The sequence below is a fragment of the Burkholderia sp. BCC1985 genome, from assembly GCF_905339915.1.
Lineage (GTDB): Bacteria > Pseudomonadota > Gammaproteobacteria > Burkholderiales > Burkholderiaceae > Burkholderia.
The window spans coordinates 1-23,056 of sequence record NZ_CAJPGY010000012.1; the positions used below are offsets into that span (position 1 = coordinate 1).

At 66.6% G+C, this 23,056-nt stretch carries 22 protein-coding genes; 14 read left to right on the plus strand and 8 right to left on the minus strand.

Annotation, left to right across the window (positions count from 1 at the left end; all coding sequences use genetic code 11):
• Positions 1-197 precede the first annotated feature (197 nt).
• The gene (locus tag U4Z31_RS14235; protein WP_044845869.1) at positions 198-974 is read right to left on the minus strand and encodes an enoyl-CoA hydratase; all 777 of its coding nucleotides are present in this window, start codon (positions 972-974) and stop codon (positions 198-200) included.
• Between the two features lie 129 nt (positions 975-1,103).
• Here U4Z31_RS14235 and paaN point away from each other — a divergent pair, with 129 nt between their 5' ends.
• The 5 genes from paaN to paaK all read left to right on the plus strand — a co-directional run bounded on the left by paaN (position 1,104) and on the right by paaK (position 6,728).
• Positions 1,104-2,810: a phenylacetic acid degradation protein PaaN gene (gene paaN / locus U4Z31_RS14240; RefSeq protein ID WP_321810667.1), complete on the plus strand. Its 1,707-nt coding sequence runs from the start codon at positions 1,104-1,106 to the stop codon at positions 2,808-2,810.
• Between the two features lie 87 nt (positions 2,811-2,897).
• Entirely contained in the window at positions 2,898-4,100 is a 1,203-nt protein-coding gene (gene pcaF / locus U4Z31_RS14245) for a 3-oxoadipyl-CoA thiolase (RefSeq protein ID WP_321810668.1), read from the plus strand.
• A 45-nt stretch (positions 4,101-4,145) separates the two neighbouring features.
• A complete protein-coding gene (gene paaG, locus U4Z31_RS14250; RefSeq protein ID WP_321810669.1) occupies positions 4,146-4,937 on the plus strand; it encodes a 2-(1,2-epoxy-1,2-dihydrophenyl)acetyl-CoA isomerase PaaG in 792 nt (263 codons plus the stop codon).
• Between the two features lies 1 nt (position 4,938).
• Positions 4,939-5,391: a hydroxyphenylacetyl-CoA thioesterase PaaI gene (paaI, locus tag U4Z31_RS14255; protein ID WP_321810670.1), complete on the plus strand. Its 453-nt coding sequence runs from the start codon at positions 4,939-4,941 to the stop codon at positions 5,389-5,391.
• 38 nt (positions 5,392-5,429) lie between these two features.
• On the plus strand, positions 5,430-6,728 hold the full coding sequence (gene paaK, locus U4Z31_RS14260; RefSeq protein ID WP_044845874.1) for a phenylacetate--CoA ligase PaaK: 1,299 nt from the start codon (positions 5,430-5,432) through the stop codon (positions 6,726-6,728).
• A 136-nt stretch (positions 6,729-6,864) separates the two neighbouring features.
• Here paaK and U4Z31_RS14265 read toward each other — a convergent pair whose 3' ends face one another.
• Both U4Z31_RS14265 and apaG read right to left on the minus strand, forming a co-directional pair.
• Complete coding sequence (locus U4Z31_RS14265; RefSeq protein WP_415750284.1) at positions 6,865-8,097, minus strand: murein transglycosylase A; 1,233 nt, start codon at positions 8,095-8,097, stop codon at positions 6,865-6,867.
• A 79-nt stretch (positions 8,098-8,176) separates the two neighbouring features.
• Positions 8,177-8,551, minus strand: a complete 375-nt coding sequence (apaG, locus tag U4Z31_RS14275; protein ID WP_044845994.1) for a Co2+/Mg2+ efflux protein ApaG — start codon at positions 8,549-8,551, stop codon at positions 8,177-8,179.
• Between the two features lie 176 nt (positions 8,552-8,727).
• Here apaG and rpe point away from each other — a divergent pair, with 176 nt between their 5' ends.
• From rpe to U4Z31_RS14315, 8 genes are all read left to right on the plus strand, one after another.
• On the plus strand, positions 8,728-9,414 hold the full coding sequence (gene rpe, locus U4Z31_RS14280; protein ID WP_044845875.1) for a ribulose-phosphate 3-epimerase: 687 nt from the start codon (positions 8,728-8,730) through the stop codon (positions 9,412-9,414).
• Positions 9,415-9,418: 4 nt separating this feature from the next.
• Complete coding sequence (locus U4Z31_RS14285; protein ID WP_321810672.1) at positions 9,419-10,165, plus strand: phosphoglycolate phosphatase; 747 nt, start codon at positions 9,419-9,421, stop codon at positions 10,163-10,165.
• Positions 10,166-10,523: 358 nt separating this feature from the next.
• Positions 10,524-12,017: an anthranilate synthase component I gene (gene trpE, locus U4Z31_RS14290; protein WP_059449739.1), complete on the plus strand. Its 1,494-nt coding sequence runs from the start codon at positions 10,524-10,526 to the stop codon at positions 12,015-12,017.
• 13 nt (positions 12,018-12,030) lie between these two features.
• Complete coding sequence (locus tag U4Z31_RS14295; protein ID WP_321810673.1) at positions 12,031-12,630, plus strand: aminodeoxychorismate/anthranilate synthase component II; 600 nt, start codon at positions 12,031-12,033, stop codon at positions 12,628-12,630.
• 13 nt (positions 12,631-12,643) lie between these two features.
• The gene (gene trpD, locus U4Z31_RS14300) at positions 12,644-13,675 is read left to right on the plus strand and encodes an anthranilate phosphoribosyltransferase (RefSeq protein WP_039318793.1); all 1,032 of its coding nucleotides are present in this window, start codon (positions 12,644-12,646) and stop codon (positions 13,673-13,675) included.
• Between the two features lie 29 nt (positions 13,676-13,704).
• Positions 13,705-14,490 (plus strand): indole-3-glycerol phosphate synthase TrpC, encoded by a 786-nt coding sequence (gene trpC / locus U4Z31_RS14305; protein ID WP_044845878.1) that lies wholly within the window; start codon positions 13,705-13,707, stop codon positions 14,488-14,490.
• Positions 14,490-15,116: a CYTH domain-containing protein gene (locus tag U4Z31_RS14310; protein ID WP_044845879.1), complete on the plus strand. Its 627-nt coding sequence runs from the start codon at positions 14,490-14,492 to the stop codon at positions 15,114-15,116. The genes trpC and U4Z31_RS14310 overlap by 1 nt, the downstream gene beginning before the upstream one ends.
• A 13-nt stretch (positions 15,117-15,129) precedes the next feature.
• A complete protein-coding gene (locus U4Z31_RS14315) occupies positions 15,130-16,071 on the plus strand; it encodes a uracil-DNA glycosylase (RefSeq protein WP_321810674.1) in 942 nt (313 codons plus the stop codon).
• A gap of 128 nt (positions 16,072-16,199) precedes the next feature.
• Here the strand turns inward: U4Z31_RS14315 and U4Z31_RS14320 are convergent, their stop codons facing one another.
• The 4 genes from U4Z31_RS14320 to U4Z31_RS14335 form a co-directional block, all read right to left on the minus strand.
• On the minus strand, positions 16,200-16,796 hold the full coding sequence (locus U4Z31_RS14320; protein ID WP_124487907.1) for an FMN-dependent NADH-azoreductase: 597 nt from the start codon (positions 16,794-16,796) through the stop codon (positions 16,200-16,202).
• 147 nt (positions 16,797-16,943) lie between these two features.
• Positions 16,944-18,743 (minus strand): PDZ domain-containing protein, encoded by a 1,800-nt coding sequence (locus tag U4Z31_RS14325; protein ID WP_321810675.1) that lies wholly within the window; start codon positions 18,741-18,743, stop codon positions 16,944-16,946.
• 126 nt (positions 18,744-18,869) lie between these two features.
• Positions 18,870-19,598 (minus strand): DsbC family protein, encoded by a 729-nt coding sequence (locus tag U4Z31_RS14330; RefSeq protein ID WP_044845883.1) that lies wholly within the window; start codon positions 19,596-19,598, stop codon positions 18,870-18,872.
• A 90-nt stretch (positions 19,599-19,688) separates the two neighbouring features.
• On the minus strand, positions 19,689-20,867 hold the full coding sequence (locus U4Z31_RS14335) for a UbiH/UbiF family hydroxylase (RefSeq protein ID WP_124487905.1): 1,179 nt from the start codon (positions 20,865-20,867) through the stop codon (positions 19,689-19,691).
• 247 nt (positions 20,868-21,114) lie between these two features.
• Here U4Z31_RS14335 and ychF point away from each other — a divergent pair, with 247 nt between their 5' ends.
• The gene (ychF, locus tag U4Z31_RS14340) at positions 21,115-22,209 is read left to right on the plus strand and encodes a redox-regulated ATPase YchF (RefSeq protein ID WP_059532716.1); all 1,095 of its coding nucleotides are present in this window, start codon (positions 21,115-21,117) and stop codon (positions 22,207-22,209) included.
• A gap of 69 nt (positions 22,210-22,278) precedes the next feature.
• Here ychF and U4Z31_RS14345 read toward each other — a convergent pair whose 3' ends face one another.
• Complete coding sequence (locus U4Z31_RS14345; RefSeq protein WP_321810676.1) at positions 22,279-22,707, minus strand: lysozyme inhibitor LprI family protein; 429 nt, start codon at positions 22,705-22,707, stop codon at positions 22,279-22,281.
• Positions 22,708-23,056: the final 349 nt, after the last annotated feature.

Below are 23,056 nucleotides of genomic sequence, written 5' to 3' on the forward strand. Positions count from 1 at the left end.
CCCCGCGCTGCGTTTCCGTTAGCGCGAAAGAGGCGTGATTCTAAGCACCTGCCCTCGTCTGCGCAACCCCTTTGTGAAAATATTTTGAAAAGCCCCCGTGCGCTGCCGCGCACGGGGGCTTTGGGTTCGTTGCACCAGGCGATCATGGCGGCGACCGACACCCGTCGCTCGCCAAGCTCCACCCGGCCGCCGGCGAATCAACGGTTCTTGAATACCGGTTTCCGCTTCTCGACGAATGCCGCCATCCCTTCCTTCTGATCTTCGGTAGCGAACAACGAATGGAACAGTCGACGCTCGAAATGGACGCCCTCGGCCAGCGTCGTCTCGTACGCACGGTTCACCGACTCCTTGACCATCATGACCGCCGGCAGCGAAAACTCGGCGATCGTCGTCGCAGCCGCAATCGCCTCGTCGAGCAGCTTGTCGGCAGGCAGCACACGCGACACCAGCCCGGCCCGCTCCGCCTCGGCTGCATCCATGAAACGTGCGGTCAGGCACATGTCCATGGCCTTCGCCTTCGAGACCGCGCGCGGCAGGCGCTGCGTACCGCCTGCGCCAGGCATCACGCCCAGCTTGATCTCGGGTTGACCGAACTTGGCCGTTTCCGCCGCGAAGATGATGTCGCACATCATCGCGAGTTCGCAGCCACCGCCGAGCGCGAAGCCCGCCACGGCAGCGATGATCGGCTTGCGGATCTCGCGGACGGTCTCCCAGTTACGGGTGATGTAGTCGCCGCGGTAAACATCCATATAGGAATAGGTCGCCATCATGCCGATGTCGGCCCCGGCCGCGAACGCCTTCTCGCTTCCCGTCACGACGATCGCGCCAATCTCGTCGTCCGCGTCGAACGCTTTCAGCGCAGCGCCCAATTCATCCATCAATGCATCGTTCAGCGCATTCAGCGCCTTCGGACGATTCAGCGTGACCAGCCCGACTCGCCCCCGGGTCTCCACCAGGATGTTCTCGTAAGACATCTATTTCTCCTCGATCAATGAAATGAGAAACGCCTCGCACATGCGAATAGTTTGATGCTACCATTCTCCGACCAACCGGTCGGTTAATTAATCGATCCAACCCTTCTCAACGTCCATCAGGCCGCCGTCATGACCCATGCACTGTTCACGAAGCACGAAGACACGCTGAAACACGCCCTCGCCGCCATCGAGAGCCGCGGGTACTGGAGCCCGTTCGCGGAAATGCCGAGTCCCAAAGTGTACGGGGAAAGCGCGAACGCCGATGGCGAAGCGGCGTTCAAGGCACACCTCGGCAACACGTTCGTGCTCGACCAGCCGGCGTCCGGCGGAACCGTCGGCGCGGAGCAGTCGCCGTACGGGGTCGCGCTGGGCATCCGCTACCCGAAATCGACGCCCGACGAACTGATTGCCGCAGCCGCCGCGGCCCAGCGTGCATGGCGCGAAGCCGGCCCGAGCGCCTGGATCGGCGTCAGCCTGGAAATCCTCGCGCGACTGAATCGCGCGAGCTTCGAGATTGCCTACAGCGTGATGCACACGACGGGCCAGGCGTTCATGATGGCGTTCCAGGCCGGCGGCCCGCACGCGCAGGATCGAGCACTCGAAGCGGTCGCCTATGCATGGGACGAGTTGCGGCGCATCCCCGCCGATGCGCACTGGGAGAAGCCGCAAGGCAAGAACCCGCCGCTCGCGATGCACAAGCGCTATACGATCGTCCCGCGCGGTACCGGCCTCGTGCTCGGCTGCTGCACGTTCCCGACCTGGAACGGCTACCCGGGCCTGTTCGCCGATCTGGCGACCGGCAACACGGTGATCGTCAAACCCCATCCGGGCGCGATCCTGCCGCTCGCGATCACGGTCCGCATCGCCCGCGACGTGCTGCGCGAAGCCGGCTTCGATCCGAACGTCGTCACGCTCCTCGCGACCGAGCCGAACGACGGTGCCCTCGTGCAGGACCTCGCGCTGCGTCCTGAAATCAAGCTGATCGACTTCACGGGCAGCACGCAAAACGGCACGTGGCTCGAACGCAATGCCCACCAGGCACAGGTGTATACCGAGAAGGCAGGCGTCAACCAGATCGTGATCGACTCGACCGACGACCTGAAGGCCGCGGCCAAGAACATCGCGTTCTCGCTGGCGCTGTACTCCGGCCAGATGTGCACGGCACCGCAGAACATCTATGTGCCGCGCGACGGCATCCGGACGGCAGACGGTCATGCGAGCTTCGACGAAGTCGCGCAGGCCATCGCCGTCTCCGTGCAGAAGCTGACCGGCGACCCGGCGCGCTCGGTCGAACTGATCGGCGCGATCCAGAACGACGGCGTGACCGCGCGCATCGACGACGCGCGCAAGCTCGGCCGCGTGCTCGCCGACAGCCAGACGCTCCAGCACCCGACGTTCGCCGACGCTCGCGTGCGCACACCGCTCGTGCTGCAACTCGACGTGGCCGACCGCGCGAAGTTCACGCAGGAATGGTTCGGCCCGATCTCGTTCGTGATCGCGACCGACTCGACCGCGCAGTCGCTCGATCTCGCCGGCGAAATCGCCGCGGAACATGGCGCATTGACGCTGTCCGTCTACAGCACCGACGACCAGGTCCTCGACGCTGCGCACGATGCGGCGGTGCGTGGCGGCGTCGCGCTGTCGATCAACCTGACGGGCGGCGTGTTCGTCAACCAGTCGGCCGCCTTCTCCGACTTCCACGGCACCGGCGCGAACCCGGCCGCCAACGCGGCGCTGGCCGACCCGGCGTTCGTCGCCAACCGGTTCCGCGTGGTGCAAAGCCGCGTCCATGTTGCGCCGAAGGCAGTGCCCGCGGAAGCCGGCCAGACGGCATAACCCGAATGGCCGACGTGCAAACGCCGTCACGTTCTCTACCATGAACGAATCCGTCAACCGGCGGGTTCGTTGCACATCGACACACCCATGACCGACGCCTACATCTGCGACGCGATTCGCACCCCCATCGGCCGCTACGGCGGCGCCCTGAAAGACGTTCGTGCCGACGATCTCGGCGCGGTGCCGCTCAAGGCGCTGATCGAACGCAACCGTAACGTCGACTGGTCGGCAATCGACGACGTGATCTACGGCTGCGCGAACCAGGCCGGCGAGGACAACCGCAACGTCGCGCGCATGTCCGCGCTGCTCGCGGGCCTGCCGACCGCCGTGCCGGGCACGACGCTGAACCGGCTGTGCGGCTCAGGCATGGACGCCGTCGGCACCGCCGCGCGCGCGATCAAGGCGGGCGAGGCACGCTTGATGATCGCGGGCGGCGTCGAAAGCATGACGCGTGCGCCGTTCGTGATGGGCAAGGCCGCCAGCGCGTTCGCGCGCCAGGCCGCCATTTTCGACACGACGATCGGCTGGCGTTTCGTCAATCCGCTGATGAAACAGCAATACGGCGTCGATTCGATGCCGGAGACGGCCGAGAACGTCGCGGTCGACTACGACATCAGCCGCGCCGACCAGGACCTGTTCGCGCTGCGCAGCCAGCAGAAAGCCGCGCGCGCGCAGCGGGACGGCACGCTCGCCGAGGAAATCGTCCCGGTGACGATTCCGCAGAAGAAAGGCGACGCGCTCGTCGTATCCGTCGACGAGCATCCGCGCGAAACGTCGCTCGAAGCGCTCGCGAAGCTGAAGGGCGTCGTGCGCCCGGACGGCTCGGTGACGGCCGGCAACGCGTCGGGCGTCAACGACGGCGCATGCGCACTGCTGCTCGCCAACGCGGAAGCCGCCGATCAATACGGGCTGCGCCGCCGTGCGCGCGTCGTCGGCATGGCGACCGCCGGCGTCGAGCCGCGCGTGATGGGCATTGGCCCGGCGCCGGCCGCGCAGAAACTGTTGCGCCAGCTCGGGATGACGATCGACCAGTTCGACGTGATCGAGCTGAACGAGGCATTCGCGTCGCAGGGTCTCGCGGTGCTGCGCATGCTCGGCATCGCCGACGACGATCCGCGCGTGAACCCGAACGGCGGCGCGATCGCGCTCGGCCACCCGCTCGGCGCATCGGGCGCCCGGCTCGTGACCACGGCACTTCATCAACTCGAGCGTACGGGCGGCCGCTTTGCGCTCTGTACGATGTGCATCGGCGTCGGCCAGGGCATCGCGATCGCCATCGAACGCGTGTAACCGACGCACCGCGCGCCTATAACGAAGTCATGAAGGAGACACTGCATGTCATATCAGGCGATCCAGCTGGATATCGATCAGGCTGCCCGCGTGGCCACGATCACCCTCAACCGTCCGGACAAGCTGAACAGCTTCACGCGGGCAATGCACCGCGAATTGCAGTCGGCACTCGATGAAGTCGAGACGGCCGGCGCGCGTGCGCTGATCCTGACGGGTGCGGGGCGCGGCTTCTGCGCAGGCCAGGACCTGGCCGACCTCGACTTCACGCCGGGCGCGTCCACCGACCTCGGCACGCTGATCGACGAGCATTTCAATCCACTGATCCGCTGCCTGCAACGCATGCCGATTCCGGTGATCGCCGCCGTCAACGGCACGGCGGCCGGCGCCGGCGCGAATCTCGCGCTCGCCTGCGACATCGTGTTCGCCGCGCGCTCGAGCAGTTTCATCCAGGCCTTCGTCAAGATCGGGCTCGTGCCCGATTCGGGCGGCACATGGTTCCTGCCGCAACGCGTCGGCATGGCACGCGCGCTGGGGCTCGCCCTGACCGGCGACAAGCTCGGCGCCGAACAGGCCGAACAATGGGGCTTGATCTGGCGCGCGGTCGACGACGATGCGCTCGCCGCGTCGGCCCGTCAAGTTGCCAACCAGCTCGCGCAGCAACCGACGCTCGCGATCGCGTCGATCAAGCAGTCGATGCGCGACAGCGTCACGAATACGCTCGACCAGCAGCTCGACCTCGAGCGTGACCTGCAGCGCAAGCTCGGCCAGTCGTACGACTACGCGGAAGGCGTGAAGGCGTTCATCGAGAAGCGCGCGCCGCGGTTCGAGGGACGTTGACATGACCACCTCCACCGACACGCTCGACCCCGATGCGCTCGCCCGTGCGGCGGCACGGGCCATGTACGACGCGGACGCCTGCAGCCGCGCGTTCGGCATGGAAATCGCCGAAGTGCGCGCCGGCTACGCACGCCTGCAGATGCGCGTGCGGCCGGAATTCCTGAACGGGCACCAGACCTGCCACGGCGGCATCATCTTCACGCTTGCCGATTCGACGTTCGCGTTCGCGTGCAACTCGTACAACCTGAATACCGTTGCCGCGGGCTGCTCGATCGAATACCTGCGCCCCGTCTACGGCAACGACCTGCTGACGGCCGAGGCGATCGAGCAGACACGCAGCGGCCGGCATGGCGTCTACGACATCCGCGTCACGAACCAGGCAGGCGAAACGGTCGCGATGTTTCGCGGCAAATCGGCCCAGATCAAGGGCACGGTCCTCCCGGAAGACCGCTGACGTCCACGGCTCGCTCATAACAATCACTGGAGACAGGCATGACTACCCCGCTACCGCTCGAGCCGATCGAGACCGCTTCACGCGACGAGCTGACCGCGTTACAGCTCGAACGCCTGAAATGGTCGCTCCGGCATGCGTATGAGCACTCCCCCGTCTATCGCCGCAAATTCGACGAAGCGGGCGTGCATCCCGACGATCTGAAGACACTCACGGATCTGTCGCGCTTCCCGTTCACGACCAAGAGCGACCTGCGCGACAGCTACCCGTTCGGCATGTTCGCGGTGCCTCAGGACCAGATCTCGCGCATTCACGCGTCGTCGGGCACGACCGGCAAGCCGACCGTCGTCGGCTATACGGCACGCGACATCGATACGTGGGCGAATCTCGTCGCGCGCTCGATCCGCGCAGCCGGCGCGCGGCGCGGCGACAAGGTTCATGTCAGCTACGGCTACGGTTTGTTCACCGGCGGGCTCGGCGCACACTACGGCGCCGAACGCGCAGGGCTCACTGTGATCCCGTTCGGCGGCGGCCAGACCGAGAAGCAGGTGCAGCTGATCCAGGATTTCCGGCCCGACATCATCATGGTGACACCGAGCTACATGCTGTCGATCGCCGACGAGATCGAGCGCCAGGGCCTCGATCCCGCGCAGAGTTCGCTGCGCATCGGCATCTTCGGCGCGGAACCGTGGACCAACGACATGCGCGTGGCCATCGAGCAGCGGATGGGCATCGACGCGGTCGACATCTATGGGCTGTCCGAAGTGATGGGCCCGGGCGTCGCGTCGGAATGCGTCGAGACCAAGGACGGCCCGACCATCTGGGAAGACTACTTCTACCCGGAAATCATCGACCCCGAGACCGGCGAAGTGCTGCCGGACGGTGAACTCGGCGAGCTGGTCTTCACGTCGCTGACGAAGGAAGCGCTGCCGATCATCCGCTACCGCACGCGCGACCTCACGCGCCTGCTGCCCGGCACCGCGCGCACGATGCGCCGGATGGAAAAGATCACCGGGCGCTCGGACGACATGATGATCGTGCGGGGCGTCAACGTCTTCCCGACGCAGATCGAGGAACAGCTGCTGAAGCAGCGCGCGCTGGCACCGCACTATCAGATCGTGCTGACGAAGGAAGGTCCGCTCGACGTGCTGACGCTCAACGTCGAGCCGTGTCCCGAAACGGCGCCCGACACGGCCGCGATCCACGCGGCCAGACAGGCGCTCGCACACGACATCAAGTCGCTGATCGGCGTGACGGCTGTCATCAACGTATTGCCCGTGAACGGAATCGAGCGCTCGGTCGGCAAGGCGCGACGCGTCATCGACAAGCGCAAGGGCTGATACCGGCTACGGCACGAGGGCGCTCCGGAACAGCGATCATGCGCGGCCCTCGAAAAAACAGCCCGACCGGCCAAAACCGGTCGGGCTGCCTCGTCTCGATGCGCCGGCTACACGTGCGTGCCGGCGTCACCGCGGATCACGAATTCGGGAACAGCAGCCACATCCGGCCGATCTGCTTCATCCGTCCGGCCTGGTCGCCGGCGTCGTCGCCGAGCCCCCAGAAATAGTCGGCCCGCACGCCGCCCTTGATCGCGGAACCCGTGTCCTGCGCGAACACGAGCCGGTTCATCGGCGTATTCGTCAGCGGACGCGTGGTCTGCAGGAACACCGGCGTGCCGAGCGGGATCGACGACGGATCGACCGCGATCGAACGCTCCGCCGTGAGCGGCACGCCGAGCGCACCGATCGGGCCGTCCGCGCCGCCGTGCGGTGCATCTTCCTTCGTCGGCATGTCGCGGAAGAACACGAATCGCGGATTCGTGTCGAGCAACGCATCCACGCGAGTCGGGTTCGCCTTCGCCCACGCCTTGATGCCCTGCATCGTCGCCTGGGCGGGCGTCAGCTCGCCGCGATCGAGCAGCCACTTGCCGATCGAGCGATACGGCTGGTTGTTGGTGCCGCCGAAACCCACCCGCATCACCGAACCGTCGTCGAGCAGCACGCGTCCCGAGCCCTGCACCTGCAGGAAGAACGCCTCGATCGGATCGTCGACCCACACGAGTTCGTTGCCGTTCAGGATGCCGGCGCGCTCGAGCTGCGCGCGAGCGGGCAGCGCGGCACCGGCGCGATAGCCGGCCGGCCAGCGGTACAGCGCGTACTGGTAAGGACCGCGACGCACGCGGGAGCCATGCAGCAGCGGCTCGTAATAGCCGGTCACGAGCCCGTCGAGCGTGCCGTCGGTGTTCGCCAGCTGAAACGGCGTGAAATACGTTTCGAAGAAGGTACGCGCGCTGCTGACGTCGAGTTCGTCGAGGCGATCGGCGGCCGCGCAGGCGCGCTGCCATGCCGGCTGGCGCGCGAGCCGCACACAGTTCTGCCGCAGCGCGGCCGTCGCGCCGATCAGCGAATCGTCCTGCCAGCCCGGCACCTGTTGCCAGGCAACCGGCGTGAGCCGCTTCGCGGCGACCTGCCCCGGCACGATCGCCGCACCGGTCGGCGGCTTGAGCGTCGACGTGCGCGTCGGCGCGCCGCCGCACGCGGCAAGCAGCGCCGCCGTCGCGACCGCCGCAACCCAGCCGGCCGCCCGCGGCCCAAACCACATACAATGTCCGTTCTTGATGGAAACCGCCATGTCTGATTTTCTCGACCAATATCCGATGCTCATCTTCGCGCTCGAAGCCTTCGTAGCGCTTGCCCTGCTGATCTTCATCGTCGTGTGGACGTCGTCGGGCAGGAAGAAGCACGCCCGCGGCAACGACCGCCAGCCGCGCTGACCATCGCCCGCACGCTCAATGCAGCGTGCGCGGCATATGCAGCGCAAACTCGTCGACCGGCGCGTCGAACCGCTCGCCGTCCTCCGCCACGCAGAAGTACGCGCCGCGCATCGTGCCGACCGGCGTCGCGATCACGGCCCAGCTCGTGTATTCGAACTGTTCGCCCGGCTGCAGCAGCGGCTGGTGCCCGACGACGCCGAGCCCCTTCACTTCCTGCACGTGGTTTTCGCTGTCCGTGATGATCCAGTGACGCGCGATCAGCTGGGCCGCGACCTGCCCGGTATTCCGGATGGTCAGCGTGTACGCGAATGCGTATTGACGCCGATCGGGGTCGGATTGTTCCGGCAAGAAGCTGGTTTTCACCGAAACGGTGAACTGATACTGACTCATGGTGTTTCCGCTGTAGGTAACCGCCGCGCCGACTCGAGCGGCAGGGCCGCGGGCGCGCCGCACTGGTTCGGCATTCTATGCGGAATCGGGCCGCATCCGCACGGCCCGTCGCCGCGCACCGGGTCGCCGGACGGTAGAATGGCGGTTTTGCGCCGCTGCGTCCCCGCTCCCCTGTCATGACTCAATTCCGCATCGCTCCCAGCATCCTGTCGGCCGACTTTGCACGGCTCGGCGAAGAAGTCCGCAACGTGGTCGCCGCCGGCGCCGACTGGATTCACTTCGACGTGATGGACAACCATTATGTGCCGAACCTCACGATCGGCCCGCTCGTCTGCGAGGCGATCCGCCCGCACGTGCAGGTGCCGATCGACGTGCACCTGATGGTGCGCCCGGTCGACCGGATCGTGCCCGATTTCGCGAAAGCCGGCGCGAACCTGATCAGCTTCCACCCGGAAGGCTCGGACCACATCGATCGTACGCTGTCGCTGATCCGCGATCACGGCTGCAAGGCCGGCCTCGTGTTCAACCCGGCCACGCCGTTGAACTATCTCGACCACGTGATGGACCGCCTCGACTTCGTGCTGCTGATGTCGGTGAACCCGGGCTTCGGCGGCCAGTCGTTCATTCCGGAAACGCTGAACAAGCTGCGCGAAGCGCGCGCCCGCATCGACGCGTACACCGAGCGCACCGGCCGCGAGATCCTGCTCGAGGTCGACGGCGGCGTGAAGGCCGACAACATCGCGGAAATCGCGGCGGCCGGCGCGGACACCTTCGTCGCGGGTTCGGCGATCTTCGGCAAGCCCGATTACCGCACGGTGATCGACGAGATGCGTGCCGCGCTCGCCACCGTCGCGCGGAGCTGACGCCGTGGCCGATTCCTCGCTGGCCGGGGCCGCAGCCGACGGCACGGTCCGTTTCGCGACGCCGCGCATCGACGCGGCGCTGATCGACCTCGACGGCACGATGGTCGACACGGCCGACGATTTCACGGCCGGGCTGAACGGAATGCTCGCGCAGCTCGGCGCGCCGGCCACGTCGCGCGACGAGGTGATCGGCTACGTCGGCAAGGGCTCCGAGCATCTGATCCAGAGCGTGCTGAAGCCGCGCTTCACGCGCGAGGAAGCGCACGCGCGCTTCGACGACGCGCTCGCGATCTACCAGACCGAGTACGCGAAGATCAACGGTCGCCACACGCGTCTCTATCCGGACGTCGCAACCGGCCTCGATGCGTTGCGCACGGCCGGCATCCGGCTCGCATGCGTGACGAACAAGCCGCACCGCTTCGCGGTCGAGCTGCTCGAGCAATACGGGCTGATCCATCACTTCGGCATCGTGCTCGGCGGCGACAGCGTCGCGCGCAAGAAGCCCGATCCGCTGCCGATGCTGACGGCGTGCGAAGCGCTCGGCGTCGCGCCGGACGCGGCGGTCGCGATCGGCGACTCGGAAAACGACGCGCTGGCGGGCCGCGCGGCCGGCATGGCGACGCTGACGGTGCCCTACGGCTACAACCACGGCAAAGCTATACAAACGATAAATTCGGATGGTATAGTCGATTCGCTGCTGGTCGCAGCCCGCGCGATCACCGCGCACAACGCCGGCCGGCCAACCCTCTGATTATTTCTTCCATCCGCATGTTTCTGAATAAAAAACGGAGTCTGAGCAGCATCGACCGGGGAGCCTGGCCCTGGCGTCGCTGGTCGCGCTAACCTCTTCGATGAGGTACGCTGAGGCACGTCTTCAGCGCCGTTTTTTATCTCGCTGCGCAGCCGCGCGCCGATCGTCGCACCACCTCGAGTTCTACCGCGTCCGAACGCTTGCGTTCAGGACCGGCCGCAGGCTCGCGACGTTCACGCCCGGCGAGCCGGCCGGCAACAGGCACTTCTCGATCGACCGCCCTTTCGCCGACGGCAGCCCGCGCAGCGTCAAGTGATCCCTGGCGCACGCCGCCGCTCGTCCCGAACAGGACCGGAACATGACCGAACTCGAATTCCAATCGCTTGCGAACGAAGGCTACAACCGCATCCCGCTGATCGCGGAAGCGCTCGCCGACCTCGAAACGCCGCTGTCCCTCTACCTGAAGCTGGCCCAGCCTGAACGCGCGGGCGCCAACTCGTTCCTGCTCGAGTCGGTGGTCGGCGGCGAACGCTTCGGCCGCTATTCGTTCATCGGCCTGCCCGCCCGCACGCTGGTGCGCACCCGCAACGGCGTGTCCGAAGTGGTGCGCGACGGCCAGGTCGTCGAGACGCACGACGGCGACCCGTTCGAATTCATCGAGTCGTTCCAGGCGCGCTTCAAGGTGGCGCAGCGCCCGGGCCTGCCGCGCTTCTGCGGCGGCCTCGCCGGCTATTTCGGTTACGACGCGGTGCGCTACATCGAGAAGAAGCTCGCGAACACCGCGCCGCGCGACGATCTCGGCCTGCCCGACATCCAGCTGCTGCTCACCGAAGAAGTCGCGGTGATCGACAACCTCGCCGGCAAGCTCTATCTGATCATCTATGCGGACCCGGCCCAGCCGGAAGCCTATACGAAGGCCAAGCAGCGCCTGCGCGAGCTGAAGCAGCGCCTGCGCACGACCGTACAGCCGCCCGTCACGTCGGCGAGTGTGCGCACCGAGACGTTCCGCGAGTTCAAGAAGGAAGACTATCTGGCCGCCGTGCGCCAGGCGAAGGAATACATCGCGGCCGGCGAACTGATGCAGATCCAGGTCGGCCAGCGTCTGACGAAGCCGTATCGCGACAATCCGCTGTCGCTGTATCGCGCGCTGCGTTCGCTGAATCCGTCGCCGTACATGTACTACTACAACTTCGGCGATTTCCACGTGGTCGGCGCATCGCCGGAAATCCTGGTGCGCCAGGAAAAGCGCGGCGAAGACCAGATCGTCACGATCCGTCCGCTCGCCGGCACGCGTCCGCGCGGCAACACGCCCGAGCGCGATGCGGAACTCGCGACCGAACTGCTGAACGATCCGAAGGAAATCGCCGAGCACGTGATGCTGATCGACCTCGCGCGCAACGACGTCGGCCGCATCGCGGAAATCGGCTCGGTGCAGGTGACCGACAAGATGGTGATCGAAAAGTACTCGCACGTACAGCACATCGTCAGCTCGGTCGAAGGCAAGCTGAAGCCCGGCATGACGAACTACGACGTGCTGCGCGCGACGTTCCCGGCCGGCACGCTGTCCGGCGCGCCGAAGGTGCGCGCGATGGAACTGATCGACGAGCTCGAGCCGATCAAGCGCGGGCTGTACGGCGGCGCCGTCGGCTACCTGTCGTTCTCGGGCGAGATGGATCTCGCGATCGCGATCCGCACGGGCCTGATCCACAACGGCAACCTGTATGTGCAAGCGGCAGCCGGCGTCGTCGCGGACTCGGTGCCCGAATCCGAATGGCAAGAGACCGAGAACAAGGCGCGCGCGGTGCTGCGTGCGGCCGAACAGGTCCAGGACGGCCTCGATAGCGACTTCTGACCGGAGACTGACCATGCTGCTCATGATCGACAACTACGATTCGTTCACCTACAACCTGGTCCAGTACTTCGGCGAACTGGGCGAGGACGTGCACACCTATCGCAACGACGAAATCACGCTCGACGACATCGCGCGCCTGAACCCCGCCGCCATCTGCCTGTCGCCCGGCCCGAGCAATCCGCAGCACGCGGGCATCACGCTCGACGTGCTGCGCGAATTCGCGGGCAAGAAGCCGATCCTCGGCGTCTGCCTCGGCCACCAGGCGATCGGCGAAGCATTCGGCGGCCGCGTCGTGCGCGCGAAGACCATCATGCACGGCAAGGTGAGCCGGATCGAAACCGACTGCCGCGGCGTGTTCGCCGACCTGCCGAAGCATTTCGACGTCACGCGCTACCACTCGCTCGCGATCGAACGCGAATCGCTGCCCGACTGCCTCGAGGTGTCCGCGTGGACCGACGACGGCGAGATCATGGGTGTGCGCCACAAGACGCTGCCGATCGAAGGCGTGCAGTTCCACCCGGAATCGATCCTCTCCGAGCACGGCCACGCGCTGCTCGAGAATTTCCTGAAGCAGAATCGCGCAGCGGCCCGCGCGGCCGCGCCGGCAGCCTGACGGGAGACGCACGATGACGATTACCCCGCAGGAAGCGCTGCAACGCACGATCGAGCACCGCGAGATCTTCCACGACGAAATGCTGCACCTGATGCGGCTCATCATGCGCGGCGACATGTCGCCCGTGATGGCGGCCGCGATCATCACCGGGCTGCGCGTGAAGAAGGAGACGATCGGCGAGATCGCCGCCGCCGCGACCGTGATGCGCGAATTCGCGAACCACGTCGAAGTGCAGGACAACTCGAACTTCGTCGACATCGTCGGCACGGGCGGCGACGGCGCGCACACGTTCAACATCTCGACCGCGTCGATGTTCATCACGGCGGCGGCCGGCGCGAAGGTCGCGAAGCACGGCAACCGCGGCGTGTCGAGCAAGTCCGGCAGCGCCGACGTGCTCGAGGCGCTCGGCGTGAACATCGACCTGCAGCCCGACCAGGTTGCCGCATCGATCGCCGAAACCGGCATGGGCTTCATGTTCGCGCCGAACCATCATCCGGCGATGAAGAACATCGCGGCCGTGCGCCGCGAGCTCGGCGTGCGGACGATCTTCAACATTCTCGGCCCGCTGACCAATCCGGCCGGCGCGCCGAACCAGCTGATGGGCGTGTTCCACCCCGACCTCGTCGGCATCCAGGTGCGCGTGATGCAGCGCCTCGGCGCGCAGCACGTGCTGGTCGTGTACGGCAAGGACGGGATGGATGAAGTGTCGCTGGGCGCCGCGACGCTCGTCGGCGAATTGCGCGACGGCAAGGTGCACGAATACGAGATCCATCCGGAGGACTTCGGCCTGCAGATGGTATCGAACCGCACGCTGAAGGTGGAAAATGCCGAGGAATCGCGCACGATGCTGCTCGGCGCGCTGGACAACCAGCCGGGTGTCGCACGCGAGATCGTCACGCTGAACGCGGGCACCGCGCTCTATGCAGCCAATATCGCCGAATCGATCGCCGACGGCATCCAGCTCGCCCGCGAAGCGATCGCGAGCGGCAAGGCACGCGCGAAGGTCGACGAACTCGTGCGCTTCACGCAGCAGTTCAAGCGCTGACTCCCTTTACGAATCAAGCAGGAACCCACATGAGCGACATTCTCGACCGAATCATCGCCGTCAAGCGTGAAGAAGTCGCGGCGGCCATGCGCAGCACGCCGCTCGAGGCACTGAAACTGGACGCATCGGCGCGCGACCTGCGCGACTTCGTCGGCGCACTGCGCGCGAAGCAGGCAGCGGGCCAGGCGGCGGTAATCGCCGAAGTGAAGAAGGCGAGCCCGTCGAAGGGCGTGCTGCGCGAGCATTTCGTGCCGGCCGACATCGCGCGCTCGTATGCGGCTCACGGCGCGGCGTGCCTGTCGGTGCTGACCGACGAGCAATTCTTCCAGGGCAGCGTCCGCTATCTCGAGGAAGCGCGTGCGGCGTGCACGCTGCCGGTGCTGCGCAAGGACTTCATCGTCGACGCGTACCAGATCCTCGAGGCGCGCGCGATGGGCGCCGACGCGATCCTGCTGATCGCGGCCGCGCTCGACACGCCGCTGATGCAGGACCTCGAGGCGTACGCGCACTCGCTCGGCCTCGCGGTGCTGGTCGAAGTTCACGACCGCGACGAGATGGAACAGGCGCTGACGCTGAAGACGCCGCTGCTCGGCATCAACAACCGCAACCTGCGCACGTTCGAGACGACGATCCAGACCACGCTCGACATGCTCGACATGATTCCGCCGGACCGCATGGTCGTGACCGAGTCGGGCATCCTGTCGCGCACCGACGTCGACACGATGCGCGCGGCGAACGTGAACGCGTTCCTCGTCGGCGAAGCGTTCATGCGCGCCGACCAGCCGGGCGAGGAACTGGCGCGGATGTTCTTCTGATGGCGATCGAAAAGGAAATCAAGCTCGCGCTGCCGGCCGGCCAGGCCGATGCGGCGCGGCGCTTTTTCGAGACGCTGACCGGCGAAACCGGTAACGTGATCGCGCTGGCGAACGTCTACTACGACACGCCCGACCTCGCGCTGGCGCGCTCGAAGAGCGCGGTGCGCGTGCGCCGCACGCCGCACGGCTGGCTGCAGACCTTCAAGACGGTCGGCAGCGCGGAAGCCGGCCTGCATCGCCGCCATGAATGGGAATTGCCCGTCGCCGGCGATGCGCTCGAAATCGATGCGCTGGTCACCGCGTGCGACGTGCCGGAGGCTGCCGGCGCGCTGCGCGATGCGGCGCCCGCGCTGCACGCACTGTTCCGGACGGATTTTTCGCGTACGCTGTGGCGCATCGCAATCGGCGGCGCAACCGTCGAGGCCGCGGTGGACGTCGGCGAGATCGTCGTCCAGGCGGAACACGATACGCGCCGCGAACCGATCAGCGAAATCGAACTCGAACTGATCGACGGCCCGGAAGCGGCGCTCGCGACACTCGCCGCCGAACTGCAGCAAGCGCTGCCGGGCCTCGCCCCCGAAAACATCAGCAAGGCGCAACGCGGCTACCGGCTGCGCGCGCAATAAACCCGCATCACGCATGGCAACCCGCAAGACTCTCCGCACGCCGCAGCAGGCGTCGCTGTTCGATGATCCCGTGCCGGAAACGGCGCAGGACGATGTTCCCGCCCCGGCGCCTGCGCCGGCCGCAGCCGGGCGCAAGCCCGCAAAGAAGGCAGCGGCCCCCGCGCCGGTTTCCGCCGCGCCGCAGCCCGCTGCCGCCGACGCTCCCGGCACTCCCGCCGCCCCTGTTGTCGCGGATGTCCCGCACCTCGCCGCGCAATTCGACGCGCTGCCGGCCGTCTGGCGCGACGTGCTGAAACCCTTCACCGACAGCGACGCGTATGCGCCGCTGTGCCGCTTCGTCGACGACGAACGCGCGGCCGGCAAGACGGTCTACCCGACCGACGTGTTCCGCGCGCTGCGTCTGACGAGCCCGGACGACGTGAAGATCGTGATCCTCGGCCAGGACCCGTACCACGGCGACGACCGCGGCACGCCGCAGGCGCACGGCCTCGCGTTCTCGGTGCCGCCGGCCGTGCGCACGCCGCCGTCGCTGCGCAACATCTTCAAGGAGATCGCCGCGAATTTCGGCCACGACACGCCGCGTCACGGCTGCCTCGATACCTGGGCGCGCCAGGGCGTGCTGCTGCTCAACACCGTGCTGACGGTCGAGCGCGGTGCGGCCGCGAGCCACGCGAAGCGCGGCTGGGAGCAATGCACGGACACGCTGATCCGCGAACTCGCCCGCCGCCATCGCGGGCTCGTGTTCATGCTGTGGGGTGCGCATGCGCAGGCCAAGCGCGCGCTGTTCGACGCGAACGCGCACTGCGTGCTCGAGGCGCCGCATCCGTCGCCGCTGTCCGCTCACCGCGGCTTCCTCGGTTGCCGCCACTTCGCGCTCGCGAACGACTATCTGGCCGACGCGGGGCGCGAGCCGATCGACTGGCGCCTGCCGGAGGTGGCCGAAACGCTTGCGTAACCGCGTTGCGCATTTAGCGCTTCACGTTTCGCTTTCGTCCGCATCAAGCAAAAACGCCGCGCCCCTTTCGGGACGCGGCGTTTTTTTCATCCGTCGGACGCAGCGGGTGCACCGCACCCGCGTCGGCCTCAGACGGCAGCGATCGCTTCGCGTGCGCTGGCGAGCGCGGCGCTCTGCGCATCCGGCCCGAGGTTCAGGCCTTCAGCGTGGATGAAGTTCACGTCGGTCAGGCCGATGAAGCCGAGGAACGAGCGCAGGTACGGCGTCTGGCTGTCGTTCGGCGTACCCAGGTACTTGCCGCCGCGGGCCGTCACCACGTGAACCTTCTTGCCCTTGATCAGGCCTTCCGGACCGTTCTCGGTGTAGCGGAACGTGACGCCTGCGCGGGCGATCCAGTCGAAATACGTCTTCAGTTGCGACGACACGCCGAAGTTGTACATCGGTGCGCCGATCACGACGATGTCGGCCGCCTGCAGTTCGGCGATCAGCGCATCGCTCTTCGCGACGATCGCATTCTGTTCCGCGCTGCGCTGGTCGGCCGGCGTGAAGAATGCGCCGAGCACCGATTCATCGAGGTGCGGCAGCGCGTCGGCCAGCAGGTCGCGAACCACGACCTTCGAACCGGGGTTCGATTGTTGCAGCTTTGCCGTCAGTTCGTTGGCCAGCAGCGTGGATTGCGCACCTTGCGAGCGCGCCGCGGAATTGATTTGCAGAATGGTCGTCATGTCAGGCTCCGGTTTGGTTGCGCTTCGGTAGCGCGAGTGACGCCATTGTGCGTGGCCGCATGGCCGCGAAAAAGCGGGTTCAGGGCGACGGATTGTTGCAGCAACAGAACAATCCATGATCGCGCCCCGAAACCCGCCCGTGCATGCTCAGCCCTTCAGCCAGGCTTCGCGGGCCTTCTGCGCGGCAGCCGGTTTCGCGGCGGCCGCGAGCCGGTAGCGCGCGATTTCCGGCCCGTCCAGTTTCAGTTTCGCGGTCCGCAGCTCGTCGCGGCGGAATGCGTGCACCTCGACCTTGTCGCCCGGCCGGTAACGCGCGAGCAGCATGTCGAGGTTCGTGCCGGTGACGCGCAGCCCGTCGAGCGCGATCAGCGTGTCGCCCGCCGACAGCCCCGCGCGATGCGCGCCGCCGCCTTCGTAGACCGCCGCCAGCGTGCAGTCCGCGCCGCCGCGCAGCCGCGCGCCGATGGTCGGCTTCGCGGTCGCACCCGCTGCAACCTCCGGCGTGAGCGTCACGCCGAACGGCGCGAGCAGGTCGGCGAGCGGCAGGTCGCGCGTGCCGTGCACGGCGTCGGCGAACAGCCGGCCGAGCGCGACGCCCGTCGCTTCCTCGATCAGCGTCTCGACCTCGTTTTCTTCGACACCCGCCTGCTTGCCTCGATAGAACTCGCGGCCGTAGCGTTGCCACAGCAGACGCATCACGTCGTCGAGCGACTTGCGGTTGCGCGTCTGCGCGCGGATCGCGAGATCGAACGCAAGCGCGACGAGCGAACCCTTCGTGTAATAGCTGACGATCGCGTTGGTCGCGTTCTCGTCCTGACGGTAGTACTTGATCCACGCGTCGAACGAGCTGTCCGCGACGCTCTGCTTCAGGCGCCCCGTGCCACGCAGCACGCCGCCGACGGTACGGCCGAGCGCCGCGAAATATTCGTCCTGCGACATCAGTCCGCTGCGCACCAGCATCAGGTCGTCGTAATACGACGTGAAGCCTTCGAACAGCCACAGCAGCGACGTGTAGTTTTCGCGCGCGAGGTCGTACGGCACGAACGCGGCCGGTTTGATGCGCTTCACGTTCCACGTATGGAAATACTCGTGGCTGCAAAGGCCGAGGTACGTGCGATAGCCTTCCGTCGTTTCCGACCGGCCCTTCACCGGCAGGTCGGTGCGGTTGCAGATCAGCGCGGTCGACGCACGGTGCTCGAGGCCGCCGTAGCCGTCGCTGACCGCGAGCGTCATGAAAACGTAGCGGTCCATCGGCGCCAGTTTCGATTTCGGTTCGAACAGCGCGATCTGCGCTTCGCACACGCGCTTCAGGTCGGTGCGCAGCCGCTCCATGTCGAGCTGCGTCACGCGCCCGGCGATCACGATGTCGTGCGGCACACCGTGCGCGTCGAACGTCGCCAGCGCGAATTCGCCGATCGTCACCGGATGGTCGGCGAGCTCGTCGTAGTTCGCTGCGCGATACGCGCCAAACCCGTAGCGCCTGGTCCCGCGTGCCTCGGGCAACGACGTGCCGACGCGCCACGTGCGAAACGCCGGGCCCGCCGGTTTCGCGATGTCGACCTCGCATGGCGCATCCTCGCGGCCGGCGGCGCTCAGGAACACGGCCGTGGCGTTGAAGAAGCCGCCCGAGTCGTCGAGATACGCGGAGCGGACCGACAGGTCCCATGCGTACACGTCGTAGCGCAACGTCAGCGCGCCGTTCACCGGCGCGGCCTGCCACGTGTTCTTGTCGGTTTTCGCGATCCGCACCTTGCGGCCCGCGTCGTTGAACGCGGCGAGCGTCACGATGTTGCGCGCGAACTCGCGCACGAGGTAGCTGCCCGGAATCCATACCGGCAGCGAGAAGCGCTGGCCTTCGGGATCGGGATCGGTGACCGTCACCGTCACTTCGAACAGGTGCGCGGCAAGATCTTTCGGGGCAATCGAATAGCGGATCGGCTGGGTCATCGTGGCAATCGGTCGAAAATCGGACGGGAAATCAGACGGAATACGGCGGCGGAAACGAAGAGAGGCGCCGGCAGAGATCGCGGGCGCCCCTCGCTGGCCGGGCCATGCGGCCCGGCGTGTCGCCGGTTACTTGCTCGACGCGAGCGCCTGGTTCAGCTGGTCGGCCGACACCGCGCCCGGCAGGCGGCGGCCGTCGGGCAGGAAGATCGTCGGCGTGCCGGTGACGTTCATCCCGCGGCCGAGCGCGAGGTTCTTGTCGAGCGCGGTCGTATCGCAGGCGCCGGCGCCGGTCGGCACGCGATGGTCGAGCATCCAGCCCTCCCAGGATTTCGCGCGGTCGGTCGCGCACCAGATCGCCTTCGACTTCGTGGTCGAATCGGGCGACAGCACCGGATACAGGAACGTGTAGACGGTCACGTTGTCGACCGACTGCAGCGTCGTCTCGAGGCGCTTGCAGTACGGGCAGTTCGGATCGGAGAACACCGCGATCTTGCGGGCGCCGTTGCCCTTGACGACCTTGATCGCGTTCGCGAGCGGCAGGCTCGCGAAGTCGATCTTGTTGAGGTCGGACAGGCGCGCGTCGGTCAGGTTCTTGTGCGTCTTGGTGTCGACGAGATCGCCGAGCAGCACGTAGTCGCCGGCTGCATCGCTATAGATGATCTGCGTGCCGAGGTTCACTTCGTACAGGCCCGCGACGGGCGACTTCGACACGCTCTTGATCGGCGCGTCGTTGCCGAGACGCGCTTGCAGCGTGGCTTTCAGCTTGTCGGTGGTCTGGTCGGCCTGCGCGGTACAGCCGAGCGTCGCCATCGTGACGGCCAGCGCCAGCGATGCGATGCGGATCGTTTTTTTCATCCTGTCGTTCCTTCAGCTCAATCGGAGTGCACGTCACAGTGTACGCCGTAACGGAGCCCAGTCCGACAGGCCGAGGGCGCGAAGGTTCGCTCAGCCGAGCGCGGCCGACACGAGCCAGCGCTTCACGAGCGGTTGCGCGCCGACGAACGCCATGCCCGCGTTGCGGACCGCCTTCGCGAACGAGCCCGGAACCGCGAACAGCCGCTGCAGCCCGTCGGTCGCGACCATCAGTGCGCGGATGTCCTCGCGGCGCGAGCGCTCGTAGCGGCGCAGCAGCACCGTATCGCCGAGGTTGCGGAAGCTCTCCTTGTTCGCGATCGCATCGGCGAGTGCCGCGACGTCGCGCAGCCCGAGGTTCATCCCCTGCCCCGCAAGCGGATGGATCAGGTGCGCGGCATCGCCGACCAGCGCGACGCGCGGGGCGATCAGCTTGTCGACGGTCTGCAGCGCGAGCGGGAAGCCGGCCGCCGGCGTCACGCATTCGAGCGTGCCGACCTGGCCGTGCGACACGCGCTCGACTTCCGCCGCGAGCTGCGCGGGATCGAGCGCGAGCAGTTCGTCCGCATGCGCTGTGTGCGCGGACCACACGAGCGACACGTGACCGTCCGGCAGCGGCAGCAACGCAATGATCTCGCCTTCGTGAAACCACTGACAGGCCGTCTCGCGGTGCGGCAGCGACGCCTTGAAGTTCGCGACGACGCCCGTCTGCCGGTAATCGCGCCGCTCGACCCTGGCCCCCATTTGAGAACGCACCCACGAATGCGCGCCGTCCGCGCCGACCACGAGGTCCGCTTCGAGCACCTTGCCCGACGACAGCGTCAGCACGGCTGCGTCGTCGCGCACGTCGAAGCCCTGCGCGCGCGCGTCGAACCACGTGAGGTTCGGCTGGAACCGCAGCGCCGCGTCGAGCGACGTCTCGATCAGCGACGATTCGGCGATCCAGGCCAGTTGCGGCACGGAGGCCTGGTACGCGGAGAAATGCAGTTCCGCGTGCGCGTCGCCATACACGCGCATGTCGTACACCGGCGCGAGCCGGCCATGGTCGAGCGCCTGCCAGACCCGCAGCCGCTCCAGCAATGCCTGCGAGCTGGACGACAGCGCGTAGATGCGGGTGTCGAACGCGAGATCGGCGGGGCGCGGCGTGGCCGGCTGGGCGAGCAAGGCGGTCTTGTAGCCGGACTGGGTCAGTGCGAGCGCGGCCGTCTTGCCGACGAGCCCGCCGCCGACCACGGCGACGTCGAAGGTGTGGTGGGCAGTCATGGCGGGCATTATAGCCGTGGGGCCAATCCCTTACGCGGCCGGACTTTGCGGGAAATCAGCAGAATCGCAGGCGGGTCCGGCAGCGCGGCGGCCCGTCGCATCGGGCGTTCGGGTGAAGGCCGGAAACCGGGGCGTCGGCACGGTACAATAGCGCCTTTGAACGTCGGCCCGCCGCGCCCCGCGCGCCGGCCGTCCCTATTTTCCCGCGCCGCCGTGCCTTGTCCGGCCGCGCCGCTCCACCCGTCCGAAGGATTCCATGAGTCTCAAATGCGGCATCGTCGGCTTGCCCAACGTCGGCAAGTCCACCCTGTTCAATGCGCTGACCAAGGCCGGCATCGCCGCCGAGAACTACCCGTTCTGCACGATCGAGCCGAACGTCGGCATCGTCGAAGTGCCTGACACGCGCCTGAAGGCGCTCGCCGAGATCATCAACCCCGAGCGCATCGTGCCGGCCGTCGTCGAATTCGTCGACATCGCGGGCCTCGTCGCGGGCGCGAGCAAGGGTGAAGGCCTCGGCAACCAGTTCCTCGCGAACATCCGCGAAACCGATGCGATCACGCACGTCGTGCGCTGCTTCGAGGACGACAACGTCATCCACGTCGCCGGCAAGGTCAGCCCGATCGACGACATCGAAGTGATCAACACCGAACTCGCGCTCGCCGACCTCGGCACCGTCGAGAAGGCGCTCACGCGCTACTCGAAGGCCGCGAAGTCCGGCAACGACAAGGAAGCGGTGAAGCTCGCCGCGGTGCTCGAGAAGGTGCGCGCGCACCTCGACCAGGGCAAGGCCGTGCGCGGCCTCGATCTGTCGGACGACGAGCAGGCGCTGCTCAAGCCGTTCTGCCTGATCACCGCGAAGCCGGCGATGTACGTCGCGAACGTGAAGGACGACGGCTTCGAGAACAACCCGCACCTCGAAGCGGTGCGCAAGTATGCGGAAAGCGAGAACTCGCCGGTGGTCGCGGTGTGCGCGGCGATCGAGGCGGAAATCGCCGATCTCGACGATGCGGACAAGGAAGCGTTCCTCGCCGACATGGGCATGGAAGAGCCGGGCCTCGACCGCGTGATCCGCGCGGGCTTCAAGCTGCTCGGCCTGCAGACCTACTTCACCGCGGGCGTGAAGGAAGTGCGCGCGTGGACGATCCACATCGGCGACACGGCGCCGCAAGCGGCCGGCGTGATTCATACGGACTTCGAGCGCGGCTTCATTCGCGCGCAGACGATCGCATTCGACGACTTCGTCGCGTACAAGGGCGAACAAGGTGCGAAGGAAGCCGGGAAGATGCGCGCGGAAGGGAAGGAATATGTCGTGCACGACGGAGATGTGATGAACTTCCTGTTCAACGTCTGACGCATCAACAGACGCTGTTTCGTGCAGTGTCACGGTAACCAGGAAAAGCCCGCAAGTCGCGGGCTTTTTTCATTTCGAACGGGTTCGTGAAGGTTTGCGGGAAGCACTCGCGGACAACCGTTTCGTCATTTCCTTCGCCGCCGCCGTTACACAGATCGCCCGCGCCGCAGGTCGCATCGAACCATTGCTCCACGCATTACGCGTCGATTGTTCACATGATGCGTCGCGCGCTTTCTTCCACCGTGCGATCTGCGCGTCGAGCGCCTTCTTGCGCTCCGGCCGCTCGCTCACCGGTTTGTCGACGACCCGCTGCAAATCCCGCTCGGCGACGAGCTGATCGCGCCACGCGCAAAAATTCATGCTCGTCTGGTTCGAATCGCAGTCGCTGAGCAGCGCGTTGACCTCGCTAGCCGGCAAACCGCTGCGCACCGCTATCTCGTCCTCTGGCGTCGGCCCGGCAAATGCATGCGCCGACGCCAGTACGAGCAAACCGATCATGGCCGTTGTCACTGTGCCCTCTGTTGTGGCTGGAACGGCGCCGATTCGAGCAGACGCCGGTCGACAAGCCCGCTTTCCCGCCGACGCAGCTCCGCCCAACCTGCTTCACTCAACCTCAAGCCCTCATTCGCCATCTGCCACTCTCCCGGCGCGACCGCTCACGCGAGTCGACCTCATCATTTACTTCGGTTGTCGATGCGCTCAAGGTATGGAGTTGCCGTCGGCGATGAAATCAGACGAGTTCGATTTTGCGAGTCCTTATGTCAATGATTCGCCGTGGTGATGAACGCTCCAGGTTCCACGTCAAGTGCCTCCGTTTGCTGGTGCAAAACAAATGGCCCGATCGCCA

Excerpts from the sequence above, each read along its gene's own strand:
- U4Z31_RS14235 (WP_044845869.1), bottom strand. The coding sequence starts at position 974 with ATGTCTTACGAGAACATCCTGGTGGAGACCCGGGGGCGAGTCGGGCTG.
- paaN (WP_321810667.1), top strand. The coding sequence starts at position 1,104 with ATGACCCATGCACTGTTCACGAAGCACGAAGACACGCTGAAACACGCC.
- pcaF (WP_321810668.1), top strand. The coding sequence starts at position 2,898 with ATGACCGACGCCTACATCTGCGACGCGATTCGCACCCCCATCGGCCGC.
- paaG (WP_321810669.1), top strand. The coding sequence starts at position 4,146 with ATGTCATATCAGGCGATCCAGCTGGATATCGATCAGGCTGCCCGCGTG.
- paaI (WP_321810670.1), top strand. The coding sequence starts at position 4,939 with ATGACCACCTCCACCGACACGCTCGACCCCGATGCGCTCGCCCGTGCG.
- paaK (WP_044845874.1), top strand. The coding sequence starts at position 5,430 with ATGACTACCCCGCTACCGCTCGAGCCGATCGAGACCGCTTCACGCGAC.
- U4Z31_RS14265 (WP_415750284.1), bottom strand. The coding sequence starts at position 8,097 with ATGAAGATCAGCAGGGCAAGCGCTACGAAGGCTTCGAGCGCGAAGATG.
- apaG (WP_044845994.1), bottom strand. The coding sequence starts at position 8,551 with ATGAGTCAGTATCAGTTCACCGTTTCGGTGAAAACCAGCTTCTTGCCG.
- rpe (WP_044845875.1), top strand. The coding sequence starts at position 8,728 with ATGACTCAATTCCGCATCGCTCCCAGCATCCTGTCGGCCGACTTTGCA.
- trpE (WP_059449739.1), top strand. The coding sequence starts at position 10,524 with ATGACCGAACTCGAATTCCAATCGCTTGCGAACGAAGGCTACAACCGC.
- U4Z31_RS14295 (WP_321810673.1), top strand. The coding sequence starts at position 12,031 with ATGCTGCTCATGATCGACAACTACGATTCGTTCACCTACAACCTGGTC.
- trpD (WP_039318793.1), top strand. The coding sequence starts at position 12,644 with ATGACGATTACCCCGCAGGAAGCGCTGCAACGCACGATCGAGCACCGC.
- trpC (WP_044845878.1), top strand. The coding sequence starts at position 13,705 with ATGAGCGACATTCTCGACCGAATCATCGCCGTCAAGCGTGAAGAAGTC.
- U4Z31_RS14310 (WP_044845879.1), top strand. The coding sequence starts at position 14,490 with ATGGCGATCGAAAAGGAAATCAAGCTCGCGCTGCCGGCCGGCCAGGCC.
- U4Z31_RS14315 (WP_321810674.1), top strand. The coding sequence starts at position 15,130 with ATGGCAACCCGCAAGACTCTCCGCACGCCGCAGCAGGCGTCGCTGTTC.
- U4Z31_RS14320 (WP_124487907.1), bottom strand. The coding sequence starts at position 16,796 with ATGACGACCATTCTGCAAATCAATTCCGCGGCGCGCTCGCAAGGTGCG.
- U4Z31_RS14325 (WP_321810675.1), bottom strand. The coding sequence starts at position 18,743 with ATGACCCAGCCGATCCGCTATTCGATTGCCCCGAAAGATCTTGCCGCG.
- U4Z31_RS14330 (WP_044845883.1), bottom strand. The coding sequence starts at position 19,598 with ATGAAAAAAACGATCCGCATCGCATCGCTGGCGCTGGCCGTCACGATG.
- U4Z31_RS14335 (WP_124487905.1), bottom strand. The coding sequence starts at position 20,867 with ATGCCCGCCATGACTGCCCACCACACCTTCGACGTCGCCGTGGTCGGC.
- ychF (WP_059532716.1), top strand. The coding sequence starts at position 21,115 with ATGAGTCTCAAATGCGGCATCGTCGGCTTGCCCAACGTCGGCAAGTCC.
- U4Z31_RS14345 (WP_321810676.1), bottom strand. The coding sequence starts at position 22,707 with ATGATCGGTTTGCTCGTACTGGCGTCGGCGCATGCATTTGCCGGGCCG.